A 16,800-nucleotide genomic window follows, 5' to 3' on the forward strand; every position below is an offset into this window, starting at 1 on the left:
TTGTGAATGGGAGTAGGTGCAAATGTGCAAAATAGATTACACAATTTTATTAAATGCATATCGCTTTTTAAAGCATTTAACTTATTTAAAACCTTACGGTTGTAGCTTAATGTTTAATAATTGAAACAGGTTTTAAGCCCGGGGATTTGATGATATATCTTCCGGAAGGTAAATATCCAATATCATTTCTGCCGTTTATTAGTGTTGAAATCAATTGGCCTACGGCATTGTAAAGAAATATTTTACCGGGAGCAAAAACAAAAAGTTCACCAGTAGTTAAAGTAGGATATGCTTTTAATGTTTTGCTTGCTTCAATGGTTAATACAATTACATTGCTGTACAGTACACTGCCATTGGTATGGGTTTGCTTTATGCGGTAATAATAATCACCGGCAGGTACATTACTATCGTTAAAATTATATTGACGTGGAGCAGTAGAATTTCCGGCTGCGGGTATTGTGCCTTTGCTGCTAAAGTTTATGCCATCTGCACTGCGTTCTATAATAAATTCCTGACTGTTAAACTCTGCATTGGTATTCCATTGAAGTAGCGCTGTTTCGTTTTGTACATTTCCCGTTAAGTTAATTTGCGATATGGGCAATGTGCTGGGGTCCACTTGTACAACAGTATTGTTCCGGCTTATAATTCTCAGCGTAGGGTCAAACTGTGCAGCAGTAGGGTTAAAGTTTATGGGAAATGAAAAGAGTTGGTTGTTGCTGTCGTTGTATACAATATAAGTAGTATCCTGCGTACTGTTATTAAACCTTACCGGAACGGGCATTTTAAAAAAAGGCACACTGCTGTGGGAGGTGGTTTGCGAAATTTTAAAATAAACATGGGTGCCTCCAACAGGCGCCCACTCTACATGGTAGGAAGGATAGCCTTCACCTGTGTACCATTGATTGAAAAAGTCGGTAAAGTTGATACTGGTTTCGGTTTCCAATACCCTTTTTAAATCGCTTGTTCTTGCAAAGCCATATTTTACGGCAGGGTCGTTAAGGTAAGTTTGTATAGTTTGAAAGAAAAGATTATCTCCTAAAATAAACTGAATCATATTTACCAGGTAAGAGCCTTTATTGTAGCTGAGCCTGCTGCTAAAAATACGGTTTACATTATTGGTATCATTTACTTTTACCGAACCGTTAGGTAGCGATGTAATATTATTTAATACAGATTGACGGTTGCTAATTGCCGTTGCCGGGTATTTTGTTTCCATATGCAACTGGGCAGCATAAGTAGCAAAACCTTCATTGAGCCAAATATCTTCCCAACTTCCTGTAGTAACTTTATCGCCGAACCATTGATGACCAAGTTCATGTGCCATAAGGCTTTCGCCGGGTGAAATAAGAAATGTAGCAGTTTGATGCTCCATACCGCCACCCCAGCCAAATTGTACATGGCCATATTTTTCCTGTATAAAAGGGTATTCGCCAAATTTGTCATGAAATAATACCATTGCTTCAAGTACTTTGAATGTATTGGTTTGGAAGCTGGATAAACTTTCTGGATAGCAATAAGTTTGCATGGGTAAATAAACAGAACCCAGCATAACGGAATTATTAAAGACAACATAGTTGGTTACTGCAAATGCTACCAGGTATGAAGCAATAGGATAACGATGTTTCCAATGAGTAGTAGTTTGGCTGCCATTTACAATCTCTGATTGTAGAATGCCATTTGAGGCAGCTTTGTAAGCAGATGGGTGGATAATATAAATATCAATAGAATCTGCTTTATCGCCAAGCTGACTTTTGCAGGGCCACCAGTCGGCTGAGCCGTAAGGTTCGCTCAGCGTCCATATAACCGGCGTGCCGGCATGGGTATCATCTATAAAAGAACCAAATCCTGTTGAAGAAGGCGAACCCTGGTAATATACCGAAACCGAGTCAAGCGTTCCCACAGTTAACGATGGTGAAAAATTAATATTTAAAGCGCTGTCTATATGCGTAAAAGTTAAAAGCTGGTTATTTCGTTTTACACTATCTACTGTTAAAAACCCGGTTACAAGATCAAGGGTAATAGCATTGCCGTTTGATAAAACAGTAAAATACATAGTAAGCTTACCTTTAATGTATCTTACTGCAGGGTCTACCTGCCACTCGCCACGGTAATATTTTACATCAAAATTATTAGATGCTAATGACCTGTTAATAAACCCGTTTGCAAACATTTTTGCATGGGCATTTCTTTCCATTTCGGGGATAGATAAGTTAGCTTTGCACTCCAATTGTTGCGCCTTAAGGTAAAATGGGGCAACCAATAAAATAATCGCAATTAGTAATCTCATTTTCAATTATTTATATACTGTTTTTACTTAATTAATTTTTTTTTCAGGCAATAAGCCCCGGTCAGGTACCGTTTTAGATTAATTGTGGCTTAAATCAACTTGTTGCTAAATAAAAACTTATGAAGAACAGTATTATTGCAAAGGTTATTATTTTTTTATTCCCTTTATTCATTTCTGCCAATATTGTTTTGGGCAATACTGCCTTAAAAGACACTACGCAAAAATTAATTGCTGCTTCAAAAATACCGGCAAAAAATATCGCCTTTTTAATTAAGGAAGCAAATGTAGTATATCCTGAGATTTTACAAGGCCATGAAGAAGAAAGTTTGGAATATGTAGAAAAATTTAGCAAGAACCGAAGGGAATACCTGGTGCGTACCTACAACCGCAGTAAAAACTATTTCCCAAAAGTTCAAAAAATATTAAAGCGCTACGATGTTCCGCAGGAATACGCCGTATTAATGGCGTTGGAAAGTTGTTTTAAGGCCAATGCAAAATCCAGCGCCGGTGCTTATGGTTACTGGCAGTTTATGGATGATGTGGCAAAAGAATATGGCTTAAGAGTACATACGGTTGTAAAAACTACCCATTCAAAAGCACATAATAAAAATAAAAAACCATTTAAATCTTCTACGCACAAAAAAGCAATAGACGACAGGTCTAATTTTATAAAGTCCACCAATGCGGCTGCAAAATACCTGAAGGACAGGAGCCGCAACCTGGATAATGACTGGTTGCTGATAGCCGCAAGCTACAATTATGGTATAGGCAATGTAAAAAACGCTATGCAAAAAACCGGAAAAGAAAACCCCAGCTTTTGGGATATTAAAAAATATTTGCCGGCAGAAACAAAATCGTATGTGATGAATTTTATTGCCTTGAATGTAATTTTTAATAATTACGATAAGTTTATTAAAAACGAATTAATTTTTACTGATGAGTATTCCCGTGATATTGAGTTGGATGCCGTGCTTTTGCAATCATTGTCGGCGCTGCCGGGTTCATTATAGAGAACATAATTATTTAAAAATGGGCAGTAATTGGTACTGCCTTTTTTTTATTTATCGAAAGGCGGAATTTTATTTACCGGCATTTTTTCCTTCAATATATTGGCAATGGCTTTTAATATCTTTGCGCCAATGAATGCATTCAATTTTCAGGATACCGTTAATTTGGCTGCAAAGCTTTCACCCAGGCGCTTGTGGAATGGTATAAAAGTTTTGAGTAGTTTTTATATAAGCCGTTTGTTCGGCAAACCGGTTCAATGGGGTTATCCATTATCGGTTTCATTTGAGCCTACAACAAGCTGCAACCTGCGCTGCCCGGAGTGCCCAAGTGGGTTAAGGGCTTTTACAAGGCCTACCGGTATGTTAAAAAAAGATTTTTTTAGCCAAACCATTGATGAAATACACAAAGATCTGCTCTATCTGATTTTTTATTTTCAGGGCGAACCTTATTTAAACCCCGATTTTTTGGAAATGGTGAAATATGCTGCTTCAAAAAAAATTTATACCGCTACCTCTACCAATGCCCATTACCTTACCGATGCAATTGCAAAAAAAACTATCGAAAGCGGGCTGGACAGGTTGATAATTTCCGTAGATGGTACAACACAGGAAGTGTACCAGCAATACCGGGTAGGCGGTAACCTGCAAAAAGTTTTTGAAGGCGCAAGGAATATTGTAAAATGGAAAAAAAGCCTCAGGAGTAAAACGCCATTTATCATTTTTCAGTTTTTAGTGGTTAAGCCCAATGAACACCAGGTAGAAGAAATTAAAAAACTGGCAAAAGAAATTGGGGTAGATCAGGTGAGGTTTAAAACCGCACAGGTATATAATTATGAACAAGACCCCAACCAACTCATTCCCGAAACCGATAAATACAGTAGGTATAAAAAAAATGAAGACGGCACTTATTTGCCCAAAAATAAAATGGCCAACCATTGCTGGAAGCTTTGGCATGCCAATGTAATAACCTGGGATGGGCTGGTAGTACCCTGCTGCTTTGATAAAGATGCCCTGCACAAACTGGGCAACCTCGGTAATCAATCTTTTAAAGAAATATGGCACAACGAAAATTACCGACGGTTTAGAAAAGAGCTGATGACCGGCCGCAAACAAATTGATATTTGTGCCAATTGCAGTGAAGGCACAAGCGTTTGGAAATAATTTAATAATTTTTGTTTACCTTACTTTTATGAACCAACATGAGTTTAACCAGCGCTTGCGGCAAGCCCTGTTGTTAATGGTAATTATTGCCATTGGCATACTGCTGGTAGCGCAGCTCTCCTCTTTTATTCCCGGTTTTTTAGGTGGTATTACTTTGTACATCCTTAGCCGCTCACTTTATTACAAACTGGTGTATTTAAAAAAATGGAAAAAAGGCTTAACGGCAACTTTGTTCATACTGGTGTACCTAATTATTATTTCCCTGCCCATTTATTTCAGCATTACGCTTATTACACCAAAAATTAATGAAGTACTGCATAAGCAGGATAAAATTATTGCTATAGTGCAGCAAATTTCCACTTTAGTGCAGGAAAAAACAGGGTATGAAATTTTAACAGGAGAAACAGCAAAGCAATTTGCCGGGAAAATAGCAACCATAATCCCTAAGTTGCTCAATAGTACTGCAAATATAGTAACCAATATAGTGATGATGTTTTTTCTTTTATATTTTTTATTAGTTGAAGGCAGAAGCATGGAAAAATACATCAGCAGGATGATCCCTTTGCAGAAACATAATGTAAGCGCACTCTCCAGCGAAACCAAAACGATGATAAAAGCCAATGCACTCGGCATCCCAATAATTTCTTTGATACAGGGTGTTACTTCTGCAATTGGCTATTGGATTTTTGGGGTAGAAGATTGGGGAATGTGGGGTTTTGTAACCGGTGTTTTTGCATTTTTTCCTATTGTGGGCACTACAATTATTTGGCTGCCATTGGTAATATTTCTTTACTCAAAAGGGCTTACCTGGCCGGCAACTGGCTTATTAATATACAGCTTATTAATAACTGGTAATGTAGATTATTTGGCAAGGCTAAGTTTAATGAAGCGTATGGGAGATGTACACCCGTTGGTAACCATACTGGGGGTAATAGTAGGCCTTGGCTTATTTGGTTTCATAGGCCTCATTTTTGGGCCTTTGCTTATCAGCTATTTTTTGGTGCTGGTAAAAATTTATATGAACGAGTTTAGCGAAAGCACGGATACCGAAGCTGCAAACGATGCTTAAATGCTCTTAACCTGAATAAATAATTTTTTTTCTTCTCCTCAAAATATTTGCCCGTTATAGAGCAAGGTTTAAATCATACTAGCAACTTACTCAGGTTATATAATTTTTACATTTGCATATCTGGAAAACAGCGCATCATTTTAAGATACAACTTTGTTTTTATAAATCCAGTTTTTCAGACAATTTTATTTTTAATAATGAAAATAATTATAGCAAAAGATTGATTTTCCGTAAGTTGAGGAGATATAAATAAATATAACAAAAATCATGCTAAAAATTGTCATAATCGCATTATCTTGGTAAAGAATGAAGAAAATAGTATTGAATTAGCCCTCAAAATGTGCTTCAATATTATTAAAAAAGGAAGACCATGGCACTACAGCAAAGTTTGCAGCAAAAGCTGCTTCAAAAATTATCTCCCCAGCAAATTCAGCTCATGAAACTCCTGCAGGTGCCTACTGCAGTATTGGATGAGCGCATTAAAGAAGAAATAGAAGAAAACCCCGCTTTGGAACTTAGTGAAGAATCGTTTAATGATGAATATGAAAATAATGATACAACAGATGAGCCAGAGGATTATGAAATGGATGGAAGCGAAAATGATTATGAAAATATTGATATCAGTGAATATGTTCAGGAAGGTGACGATGAAGTGGCCGATTATAAATTACGGGATACCAATTATGCCGACCAGGGTGAAGCCATAGTAATTCCCCATAAAACTGAAGTAAGTTTTATGGAATTAATGCATCAACAGTTGGGTATGTTAACAATGAGCGACCATCAGCGCAAAGTAGCAGAGCAACTCATTGGTAGCCTTGATGAAGACGGCTACCTTCGCAGGGAAATTAATGCCATTATTGATGATTTGGCGTTTCGGCAAAACATAATTACTTCGGCGGAAGAAGTAGCCGGCCTGCTGGTTCAATTGCAACAATTTGACCCACCAGGGGTTGGTGCCCGTAGCCTGCAGGAGTGCTTGCTGCTGCAGTTAGAACGAAAATTATCGGGCACACATGAAAAACCGGTTAGCCTTGCCATTAAAGTGCTGGAAAAATATTTTGATGAGTTTATAAAGAAGCACTATGGGAAAATACAAAAAGTGTTAAACATTACCGATGAAGAACTGCGTGAAGTTATAGGGCAAATAACCCGTTTAAACCCCAAGCCTGGCGGACTTATAACACAGGGCAATTTAAACAGCAACTACATTATCCCCGATTTTTTTGTGCTTAATAATAGTGGCAAGCTGGAGCTTTCGCTCAACAGCAAAAACGCCCCCGACCTTAGGATTAGCGAAGGCTACAGAGAAATGCTTAAAAATTATGATAAAGGAAGTAAAAAAGATAAGCGGCAAAAAGAAGCAGTGTTGTTCATTAAACAAAAAATAGATTCGGCCAAATGGTTTATTGATGCCATTAAGCAACGGCAAAATACTTTGCTTAACACAATGGAAGCAATTATGATATACCAGTATGAATTTTTTGTATCCGGAGATGAAACCAGGTTAAAACCCATGATCCTTAAGGATATTGCCGAACGTACCCACCTCGATATTTCCACCGTAAGCCGGGTAGCCAATAGTAAATTTGTACAAACAGAATTTGGCACTTATCGCTTAAAATTTTTCTTTAGCGAAAGCCTGCAAACAGAAAGTGGCGAAGAAGTAAGTACAAGAGAAGTTAAAAAAATACTTACCCAGCTTATTAAAGATGAAAGCAAGAAGCACCCTTACAGTGATGAAAAATTAACAGAACTGCTTCAGGAAAAAGGATATAATATTGCACGGCGAACCGTAGCAAAATACAGGGAACTACTTAATATTCCCGTAGCAAGGCTAAGAAAAATTATTTAAAGAAATGGAACCCAATGTCACTTTACAGCATCAACCTTCATCCGACACAATTGGCAATGCATTTAAATGGCCGGCAATTTTAGTTTCCTATTTATTTCACCCGGTTTTGGTACCTCTTTATTGCATTGCTTTTATAGTGTACATACACCCTTCTTATTTTACCGGCTTTTCCGGTAAAGAGAAAATTTATACCCTACTTATAAGTGCAGTAAACCTGGTTTTTTTTCCACTGCTTACTGTATTGCTTCTAAAGGCGCTGGGCTTTATCAGTTCCATTTACATGCATAGTAAAAAAGACCGCATCATCCCATATATTGCCTGCAGCATATTTTATTTTTGGGCCTACCTTGTGTTTCGCAACCAAACAATGTATCCGCTTATTTTACCCACTTTTATTTTTGGGATGTTTTTATCGGTTAATGCCGGGCTTATTGCCAATATTTATTTTAAAATAAGCATGCATGCGCTGGGCATGGGTGGATGGCTGGGCCTGTTTTTGGTAATTACTCTTTCTCAAACAATGCTCATTACCGGTTTTTTGTGTTTGGTAATTTTAGCTTGCGGTATAGTAGGTACTTCAAGAATGCTGCTAAGTAGCCATTCTCCAGGAGAAATTTACAGTGGCTTTTTTTGGGGCATGATGGGGCAATTTGTAGCAGCAATTTTTTTAATGGGATAAAATCTCCTTCCTGAGCATGAATTGCTAAACCCTTTCATTTATTTTTATTATTTTTTTAACCACGGGGCTGTAATGCTGCTCAGTAATAATAGCTAAGCAGGGTATAGAAAAAATGAGGAAGCCCCGTCCAATACCGGGGCCCTCGTGTCCTGTATGCCTAACAAAAAAATATGGTGTACAGTAAAAAATACCACTGTAAAAATTATTTTATAAAACCAACAAAAGAATAGATTAATGTGTATGAAATACAACCGGTAAGCATAGTTGCATTTCGTAAGGTTAAGGTGTTTTCTTCTTCTGGTTTTTCATGGCAAATTATTGCCGTATATATTAAGCGTTTTTTGGTAAAAAATATTGTGAATAAAAACGCAATAGAAAACATATTTTTTATTACAATGTTTTTTTCGTAATACTACTTTCAAAAAAGAAGAAAAAATTGGAAACGCAATAAGTAAATCTACTAATTATAATACTGCCTGGGGTTTATGCAACGTACGAAACGTAACAATCACACTAACCAACATCAGTAATGCGCCAAGCAAAAATGATACACCTGAAAAATGAAAAGGAGTTGATGGCTTGGTAAAATAAGCAAATAAGCCGGTCATTAATGGTGGTCCAACAATTGAGGTTAGGCTCATAATACCGGTAAGCGCCCCCTGTATTTCGCCCTGTTCATTATTGGGTACTTTTGATGCAATAATGGATTGCAGCGCAGGGCCGGCAATACCACCCATGCAATATGGAATTAAAAATAAAAACATCATCCATCCCTGTGTGGCAAAAGCAAATAAAAATAATCCAAAGCTGTAAAAAGACAACCCGATATAAACGCTTTTTTCACTGCCCAATTTTGGATGCGTAAACCTTACAAGTACACCTTGAACCAATGCAACCAATAAGCCCACAACACCAAGTGATATGCCAATGGTTTTCTCCGACCAGTGAAATTTTTCTATGGTAAAATAACTCCAGTTACTTTGAACGGCATGTGCAGCAAGATATATTAATACAAATGCACCCACTAGGCCGCCCAGTTCGGGATGCCTTTTGAGTTCAAGTAAAGATTTTCCGGGTACCATGGATTTGGGATTAAATTGCCTCCTGTTTTCTATTGGCAAAGATTCTGGCAGGATAAAATATCCGTAAAGCCAGTTTAAAAAACTTAGGATTGCCGCCGCCATAAAAGGAACCCTCGGCCCAAAAGAGCCCAGCAAACCACCAATTACCGGCCCAAGTATAAAGCCTAATCCAAAAGCAGCGCCAATTATCCCAAAATTTTTTGCTCTTGTTTCTACATTACTTATATCTGCTATATAAGCAGTGGCCGTAGTAAAACTTGCGCCGGTAATACCACTAATTGCACGGCCAATAAATAACCAAAAAAGCGTTGGCGCAAAAGATAAAAACAAATAATCTATCGCTGCGCCAAATAATGCAAAAAGCAATACCGGCCTCCTGCCAAATTTATCACTCAGGGCCCCCAGCATAGGAGCAAATAAAAACTGCATTATGGCATAAGTAAACGTTAACCAGCCACCATACTTGGCAGCATGGCTTATACCTTCACCCGTAAGCTCTTCCAAAAGTTTTGGCATTACCGGAATAATTAAACCTATACCGGTAATGTCAATTAAAAGGGTAATAAAAATAAAACCAATAGCAGCCTGTTTTTTAGATGCCATATAAAGTTGAATCTGTTAAGGGGAGCATTTAGTATTTCAATTATCAGGGAGTAAATGTTATAGAGCCAATAGTTGCGGGCCTTTCTGTACAATGAAACTCCAGATTGCCGTCAATATCTTTTTTTAAAGTAAAAAATTTTCCGGAGTTTACAATCACCGAATCAAAAAATGCGCTGTTGTGGGATACTAATTTTCGGGAAGCAGAAGTATTGTTCACAAATACTATTGTTGTGCCGGCAACCGTAGTAAGCGAAGCCGGAGAAAACGTACTGTCCCTAATGTCTATATATTTGGCAGGCAGGTTGCCGCCAGGCAAATCGGTAATTTCTTTTTCTTTGTTACAGGAGGTGAGCAACAGTATATAAGCTATGAAAAAAAATACTAATGCTGGGACTTGCCTTTTCATTTTGCTGTTAAAATTGGGTATGTAAGATAATAAAAAAATGAAGAGCAGATTAATTACCTGTAAAAATCTATTTTAAATTAACTTTGTTGTATGCTTAATTATCTTCAGGGGCTCAATGAAATGCAGCAAAAAGCCGTACTTCATAAAGATGGCCCGTTAATGATTATTGCCGGCGCAGGCAGCGGCAAAACCAAAGTGCTTACTACCCGTATTACACACCTTATGGCAGCACACAATGTAGATGCCTTTAATATACTTGCCCTTACGTTTACCAATAAGGCAGCCGCCGAAATGAAAGAACGTATTGCACATATTTTGGGAAATACCGAAGCCAGGAATTTATATATTGGTACCTTTCATAGTGTATTTGCAAGAATTTTAAGAACAGAAGCACCTAAAATTGGGTACCCCAATAATTTTACCATTTATGATACCGAAGATGCAAAAAGCGTTATTAAAACCGTTATTAATGAATTAAATTTAGACGATAAGCAATATAAACCCAATACGGTGTATAGCCGTATTTCCGCTGCAAAAAATGCATTGGTAGGCCCCGCAGATTATGCCAATGATTACCATTTGCAGCAGGAAGACGCTAAGGCAAACCGACCCATGCTGGGACAAATTTTTGTAGCCTACGCCAACCGTTGTTTTAAAAACGGCGCTATGGATTTTGACGACCTGCTCATAAAAATGTATGAATTGCTCAAAAATTACCCCGATGCATTAAGCAAATACCAGCGTAAATTTAAATACATTTTAATTGATGAGTACCAGGATACCAACCCTGCACAGTATGAAATAATAAAACTGCTGGGCGCAATGCACGAAAACGTATGCGTAGTAGGCGATGATGCTCAAAGTATTTATAGTTTTCGTGGCGCCACTATAGAAAACATCCTCCAGTTTAAAAAAGATTATGACGATGTGGCAATAGTAAAGTTGGAACAAAACTACCGCAGCACAAAAAATATATTGCATATTGCCAACCAGGTAATCGGTAATAATAAAGGGCAAATTGAAAAAGTTTTATTTACCGATAATGCCGAAGGCGAAAAAATAAAACTGGTACGCACACTTACCGATAACGAGGAAGGAAAAATGGTAGCCGATACCATACAGGAACAAAGGCTGCGTTACCATTTGGCCAATAAAGATTTTGCCATACTTTACCGCACCAATGCACAAAGCCGGAGTTTTGAAGAAGCGCTTCGCCGCATGGGCATTCCTTATCGTATTTATGGCGGTATAAGTTTTTACCAGAGAAAAGAAATAAAAGATTTACTTGCCTACTTGCGCTTTATTGTTAATACCAATGATGATGAAGCGTTAAAACGCATAATTAATTATCCCGCCAGGGGAATTGGAAAAACCAGCATGGAAAAAGTGGCTTTGTATGCCAATGAAAAAAATATCCACATGTGGGAAGTGCTATGCAATGCCGCAATGTTTGGCTTTAAAAGCGGTGCACTGGAGAGCATTGACAATTTTGTTATCACAATTAAAATGTTTCAAAGTGAGTTAACAAAACAAAATGCCTACGACCTGGCAGTACTTGTGGGCAAACACAGCAATATTGTAAAAGAATTATTTAATGATAAAACTACCGAAGGCCTTGCCCGTTACGAAAACGTACAGGAATTACTCAACTCCATAAAAGAGTTTATAGAAACGCCATTGAATGAAGAAGATGGAGAAGTGGGGGATAAAGGCCTGGGTACTTATTTGCAACAAATTTCTTTGCTTACCGATGCAGATGCAGATTCGGATGAAAATGCAGATACCGTAAAGCTCATGACCATACACGCTGCAAAAGGCCTGGAGTTTACTATGGTATTTGTGGCAGGCCTGGAAGAAACATTGTTTCCCAATGCCATGAGCATCAATACACGTGAAGAACTTGAAGAAGAAAGAAGGTTGTTTTATGTTGCAATTACCAGGGCAAAAGCCAAATTGGTTTTAAGTTATGCCAATGCCCGTTACCGCTTTGGGCAATTGCAGCAAAATGATTCCAGCAGGTTTTTGGAAGAAATACCGGAGGAATATATAGAGCGAAGTTATGCAGGGCAGGCAGCCCGTAATAATGGCAATAACTGGCAGCAGGGTACGGCTTTTGAACGCATGAACCGTGGCTTTGGAAATAATAATTTTTCTGCTTCAAATTCATCCGAAAAAAAGAAGCCCTCTTATCTAACTCCTCCTCCAAGGCCGGCAATAAAAGAGCATGTGCCCAGCAATAATTTTGAAGCAAGTAATACAGCTTTGTTGCAGGCCGGCCAAAGGGTTGAACACCAAAAATTTGGGTTTGGCCAAATTGTAACTATGGAAGGAGCTTCACACAATCCCATTGCTACCATTCATTTTGAACAAAACGGGGAGAAAAAAATAATGCTCAATTATGCTAAGTTGAGAATTGTAGAATGATTTTACAGGCAGTAGATTTTAATAATTTAGAAATGAAAAAACTTTTTGTAACCCTTCTGCTTTTTACTTTTTTTATTGCAGTACAGGCACAAGTTACCGATGAAATAATTACCTTATCTACCCCTACCGGGGATTTAAAAGGCACCCTTGTATTGCCCAATTATGGGAAACATTTTAACCTGGTTATTCTTCAACCGGGCAGCGGGCCTACAGACAGAAACGGGAACAACCCAATGGGAATAAAAGCAAACAGTTACCGGCTGCTTGCAGAAGCGCTGGCAAAAAAAAATATTGCCACACTGCTTATGGATAAAAGAGGAATTGCCGCTAGCGCCCTTGCAGCAAAGTCGGAAGCAGACCTGCGCTTTGATGATTATATTAACGACCTGGAAGGCTGGGCAGATTGGATGAAGAAAGATAAACGATTTAAAAAAATAACTTTAGCCGGGCATAGCGAAGGCTCATTAATTGCCATGGTTGCAGCACAAAAAATAAGTATTGATAATTATATTTCAATTTCCGGCATCTCCCAACCCATTGAAAATATTATAACCTGGCAAATATCCCAGCAGGCGCCAAAGCTTGCACCTATTGTAGATTCTTTGTTTTTAAGGTTAAAGTTGGGTGAAAAACTCGATTCCGTTCCACCTTATCTTTTTTCTGTACTCAGGCCTTCTGTTCAGCCTTATATGGCTTCCTGGATGAAGTATAACCCCTGCAATGAAATTAAAAAACTTACCCTGCCTGTGTTAATTATTCAGGGAACAACCGATATACAGGTTAAAACAGAAGAAGCCGAAAAACTGCATGAATGCAATCCCCAAACCTCCTTAATAATTATTGCCGGTATGAACCATATTTTAAAAAAAGCGCCGGAAGACAGAACCCAGAATATGCAAACCTACTCCGATGAAAAATTGCCGGTAATGCCGGAGCTGGTTAATGCTATAGCCGATTTTATAAAATAAGTAAAACCAGGTAAACAAATTTATATCAACTATCTTGCCCACGCATATCTTTCCTTTAATCATCCTGCCATTTTAACCGGCAATATGATTAGCGATTTTGTGAAGGGAAAAGCAAAAGAAAATTTTCCTGCAGCGATACAAAAAGGGATAATGCTGCACCGGGCAATTGATAACTTTACGGATAAGCATGAAGCAACTGCTGCTGTAAAAAAATTGTTCCGTCCGGATTACCGCCTGTATTCAGGCGCATTTACCGATGTGGTTTATGATTATTTCCTGGCCAATGATAGGCAGGAATTTTCTTCTGCCGAAGCATTAATGCAGTTTTCGCAAAATACTTTTGATTTGCTGGAAAAGCAACAGCAATGGTTTGCGCCACGCTTTGCTGCTATGTTTCCGTATATGAAAAGCCAAAACTGGCTTTATCATTACCAATACGATGAAGGCATTCAAAAAAGTATGGAAGGCCTCCGGAGACGGGCGTTGTATATAAAAGAAACCCAAACAGCGTACCAGGTTTTTTTAGCTAATAAAGTGGTAATCAAAAAAGAATATGACCTGTTTTTTCCCCAATTAAAGCAATATACCGCTGATTTGCTATACAATTTATTGGCATATTGATTGATTATCTTTGAAAAGTATTTTTATTGTTCAATTTTTATGGATTAAAAATTATGCGGCTTTTTCTTAAAAATTTTTCCCTGGGTTTAATTGCTGTGATTGCATTAAACGCATGCAAACAAAAAGCAAATAATTCTGGCAATTCCCCCAGGGCCGATTCTGCCCAGGTGGTTCAAAAAAATCCCTATAGTAGTTTAGATCTGTCGCCGATGGATATGATTTATTATCCCGCCAATTATCCTTTGCTAAAAATGACCAACACCGATAGCTTGCCCCTAATTGCAAGGGTTATCTATAGCCGTCCGCATAAAAAAGGGAGAGAAATTTTTAGCAACAACCCTAAAAGCCTCTGCCCTTATGGCAAGGCCTGGAGGCTTGGCGCAAATGAAGCAACCGAAATTGAATTTTTCACCAACGTTTTTATTGCAGGCAAAAATATTCCAAGGGGCGAGTATGTACTTTACTGCATTCCCTACAGCGACCATTGGACCATAGTATTTAATACACAACTGCATAGCTGGGGTTTGCATATTGAAGAAGCGAAAGATATTTTTAGAACAGAAATCCCGGTAACCGTTCAAAATCCGCCCATTGAAGATTTTACAATGCTTTTTAAACAAGCCGGTTATGGTGCAGACCTGCTTATGGCCTGGGATAGCGTAAAGGCAGTTTTGCCCATAAAGTTTTCAATACCTTAGTTTTCTTTTTTACGGCATTATGTTTTATTGCAAAATGGTTAATTAACTTTACGCCATGTGTGGCATAGCTGGTATTTTATCTCCCAATCATTCTGCAATCAGCAATACTGTTTTGCAAAAAATGGCTCATGTACTCAGGCACCGTGGCCCCGATGGCGAAGGTATTTGGATAAATGAAAAAATAAATATAGGATTTGCCCACCGCAGGCTGGCTATTATTGACCTTTCGCCTGCAGCAGCGCAGCCCATGCATTATATGAACCGGTACAGCATTGTGTACAATGGCGAAATATATAATTATAAAGAATTAAAAAAAGACCTTCAAAAAGCTGGTTATAGTTTTAAATCGCAAAGCGATACCGAGGTAATTTTAGCCGCTTACGATTGCTACCGGGAGCGCTGCCTTCAATATTTTGACGGCATGTTTGCCTTTGCCCTTTGGGATGAAAAGCAACAAACTTTGTGTATTGCCAGGGACAGATTTGGAGAAAAGCCATTTTACTTTCATTCCAGCAATAACGTATTTTATTTTGCCAGCGAAATGAAGGCCTTTTGGGCTTTGGGTATTGAAAGGGCGCCCGAAAAAAAAATGCTGCTCAATTATCTTTCTTTGGGCAATGTGCAAAACCCTTCCAACAAACAAGCTACATTTTATAAAGAGATACTATCCTTGCCCCCGGCACATTATGCACTTATTCCTCTGCAAACAATGCAGGTGAACTTAAAACAATATTGGGATATTGATAAACAGTTTACCCAAAAATTCCACGAAGATGCAGTGCTTCACCGGCTGGAGCTGTTACTCAAAACTTCTGTTGAACGCAGGCTCAGGAGCGATGTGGCTTTGGGAAGCAGTTTAAGTGGCGGTATTGATAGCAGCGCCATTGCCTGGTATGTGCACAATATTATCCATAATATTACAGGCCCGGTAAATTTTAAAACTTTTACCGCTGTATTTCCGGGTTTTGAAAAAGATGAAAGCCTGTTTGCCAAAGAAGTTTCGGATAACCTTTCTTTTCAAAATTATAATGTTACGCCCAGGGCCGATGAACTGGCCGCTGACCTTAAAACCATATTTTATTACCAGGAAGAGCCCTTTCCATCCTCCAGCATTTTTGCCCAATACAAGCTGTATGAACTGGCTAAAAACCAGGGTGTAAAAGTGTTGCTTGACGGGCAAGGTGCCGATGAGATTTTAGCAGGCTACAATCGTTACCTGCATTGGTATATTCAAGAGCTGCTGTGTAATTACCAAATACGGCTTGCCTTTAAAGAAAAAAACGAGTTAAAGAAAAATTATAAAGGTCTTCAATGGGGAATAAAAAATATTGCCGCTGCATTTTTCCCCTCTCATGTTGCCATTGCTTTGGAAAAAAGGGAGTACAATAAAATTGTTTCTAATCATGATATTGACCCCGGGTTTATGCAATGTGTAATTGGCAGGGAATGGGATGGTATCCATAAACCCATTATCACCAAGTTAAATGATATTTTATATTTTAGCAGCATGCAAATGGGTTTGGAAGAACTGCTGCGCTATGCCGACAGGAACAGCATGGCACATGGTGTGGAAGTAAGGTTGCCTTTTTTAAATGCCGAGCTGGTACAATTTATTTTTTCCCTTTCTTCATCGCAAAAAATTAAAAACGGGTTTAATAAATGGCCATTGCGAAAACTTTTAAACAATAAGTTGCCCGCTTCTATTGTATGGCGAAAAGAGAAAATTGGGTTTGAGCCACCTCAAAAGCAATGGATGAACTCAGATGCATTCAGGAACTATCTTTTTGATGCCAAGAAAATACTTATTGCAGAAAAAATACTGCGTCCGGCTGTATTAAAGAAGCAACAGCAAAGCCTCGATGCATTTGAAGCCAACAATACCGATTGGCGATATGCCTGTGCCGCACAAATGTTTTATTAATTCTATCCTTTAATCTTTA

Annotated in this window: 13 protein-coding genes; 10 read left to right on the forward strand and 3 right to left on the reverse strand. The window is 38.3% G+C overall.

The window, feature by feature from the left end; genetic code table 11:
* Positions 1-106: 106 nt before the first annotated feature.
* On the reverse strand, positions 107-2,287 hold the full coding sequence (locus IPO46_07390) for a M1 family metallopeptidase (GenBank protein ID QQS61967.1): 2,181 nt from the start codon (positions 2,285-2,287) through the stop codon (positions 107-109).
* Positions 2,288-2,406: 119 nt separating this feature from the next.
* Here IPO46_07390 and IPO46_07395 point away from each other — a divergent pair, with 119 nt between their 5' ends.
* The 5 genes from IPO46_07395 to IPO46_07415 all read left to right on the forward strand — a co-directional run bounded on the left by IPO46_07395 (position 2,407) and on the right by IPO46_07415 (position 8,058).
* Positions 2,407-3,297 (forward strand): lytic transglycosylase domain-containing protein, encoded by an 891-nt coding sequence (locus tag IPO46_07395; GenBank protein ID QQS61968.1) that lies wholly within the window; start codon positions 2,407-2,409, stop codon positions 3,295-3,297.
* A 129-nt stretch (positions 3,298-3,426) separates the two neighbouring features.
* A complete protein-coding gene (locus IPO46_07400; GenBank protein ID QQS64348.1) occupies positions 3,427-4,455 on the forward strand; it encodes an SPASM domain-containing protein in 1,029 nt (342 codons plus the stop codon).
* Between the two features lie 28 nt (positions 4,456-4,483).
* The gene (locus IPO46_07405) at positions 4,484-5,524 is read left to right on the forward strand and encodes an AI-2E family transporter (protein ID QQS61969.1); all 1,041 of its coding nucleotides are present in this window, start codon (positions 4,484-4,486) and stop codon (positions 5,522-5,524) included.
* Positions 5,525-5,894: 370 nt separating this feature from the next.
* Positions 5,895-7,379, forward strand: a complete 1,485-nt coding sequence (rpoN, locus tag IPO46_07410; protein ID QQS61970.1) for an RNA polymerase factor sigma-54 — start codon at positions 5,895-5,897, stop codon at positions 7,377-7,379.
* Positions 7,380-7,383: 4 nt separating this feature from the next.
* Entirely contained in the window at positions 7,384-8,058 is a 675-nt protein-coding gene (locus tag IPO46_07415; GenBank protein ID QQS61971.1) for a hypothetical protein, read from the forward strand.
* A 464-nt stretch (positions 8,059-8,522) separates the two neighbouring features.
* On the opposite strand, the gene IPO46_07420 is transcribed toward IPO46_07415, so the two are convergent.
* Positions 8,523-9,743: a TCR/Tet family MFS transporter gene (locus tag IPO46_07420; GenBank protein ID QQS61972.1), complete on the reverse strand. Its 1,221-nt coding sequence runs from the start codon at positions 9,741-9,743 to the stop codon at positions 8,523-8,525.
* A gap of 43 nt (positions 9,744-9,786) precedes the next feature.
* Positions 9,787-10,149: a hypothetical protein gene (locus tag IPO46_07425; GenBank protein QQS61973.1), complete on the reverse strand. Its 363-nt coding sequence runs from the start codon at positions 10,147-10,149 to the stop codon at positions 9,787-9,789.
* Between the two features lie 90 nt (positions 10,150-10,239).
* Between IPO46_07425 and IPO46_07430 the strand changes: the two genes are divergently transcribed.
* Genes IPO46_07430 through asnB form a run of 5 tightly spaced genes read left to right on the forward strand, consistent with a single transcriptional unit; the run spans position 10,240 to position 16,781 of the window.
* A complete protein-coding gene (locus IPO46_07430) occupies positions 10,240-12,573 on the forward strand; it encodes a UvrD-helicase domain-containing protein (protein ID QQS61974.1) in 2,334 nt (777 codons plus the stop codon).
* A gap of 32 nt (positions 12,574-12,605) precedes the next feature.
* The gene (locus IPO46_07435; protein QQS61975.1) at positions 12,606-13,541 is read left to right on the forward strand and encodes an alpha/beta hydrolase; all 936 of its coding nucleotides are present in this window, start codon (positions 12,606-12,608) and stop codon (positions 13,539-13,541) included.
* A 24-nt stretch (positions 13,542-13,565) separates the two neighbouring features.
* Positions 13,566-14,162 (forward strand): DUF479 domain-containing protein, encoded by a 597-nt coding sequence (locus IPO46_07440; protein ID QQS64349.1) that lies wholly within the window; start codon positions 13,566-13,568, stop codon positions 14,160-14,162.
* A 53-nt stretch (positions 14,163-14,215) separates the two neighbouring features.
* Positions 14,216-14,860 (forward strand): DUF2911 domain-containing protein, encoded by a 645-nt coding sequence (locus tag IPO46_07445; GenBank protein ID QQS61976.1) that lies wholly within the window; start codon positions 14,216-14,218, stop codon positions 14,858-14,860.
* 55 nt (positions 14,861-14,915) lie between these two features.
* Complete coding sequence (gene asnB / locus IPO46_07450) at positions 14,916-16,781, forward strand: asparagine synthase (glutamine-hydrolyzing) (GenBank protein ID QQS61977.1); 1,866 nt, start codon at positions 14,916-14,918, stop codon at positions 16,779-16,781.
* The last annotated feature ends 19 nt before the right edge of the window (positions 16,782-16,800 follow it).

The organism is Chitinophagaceae bacterium (genome assembly GCA_016699815.1).
In the GTDB taxonomy this organism is placed as follows: Bacteria; Bacteroidota; Bacteroidia; order Chitinophagales; family Chitinophagaceae; genus Ferruginibacter.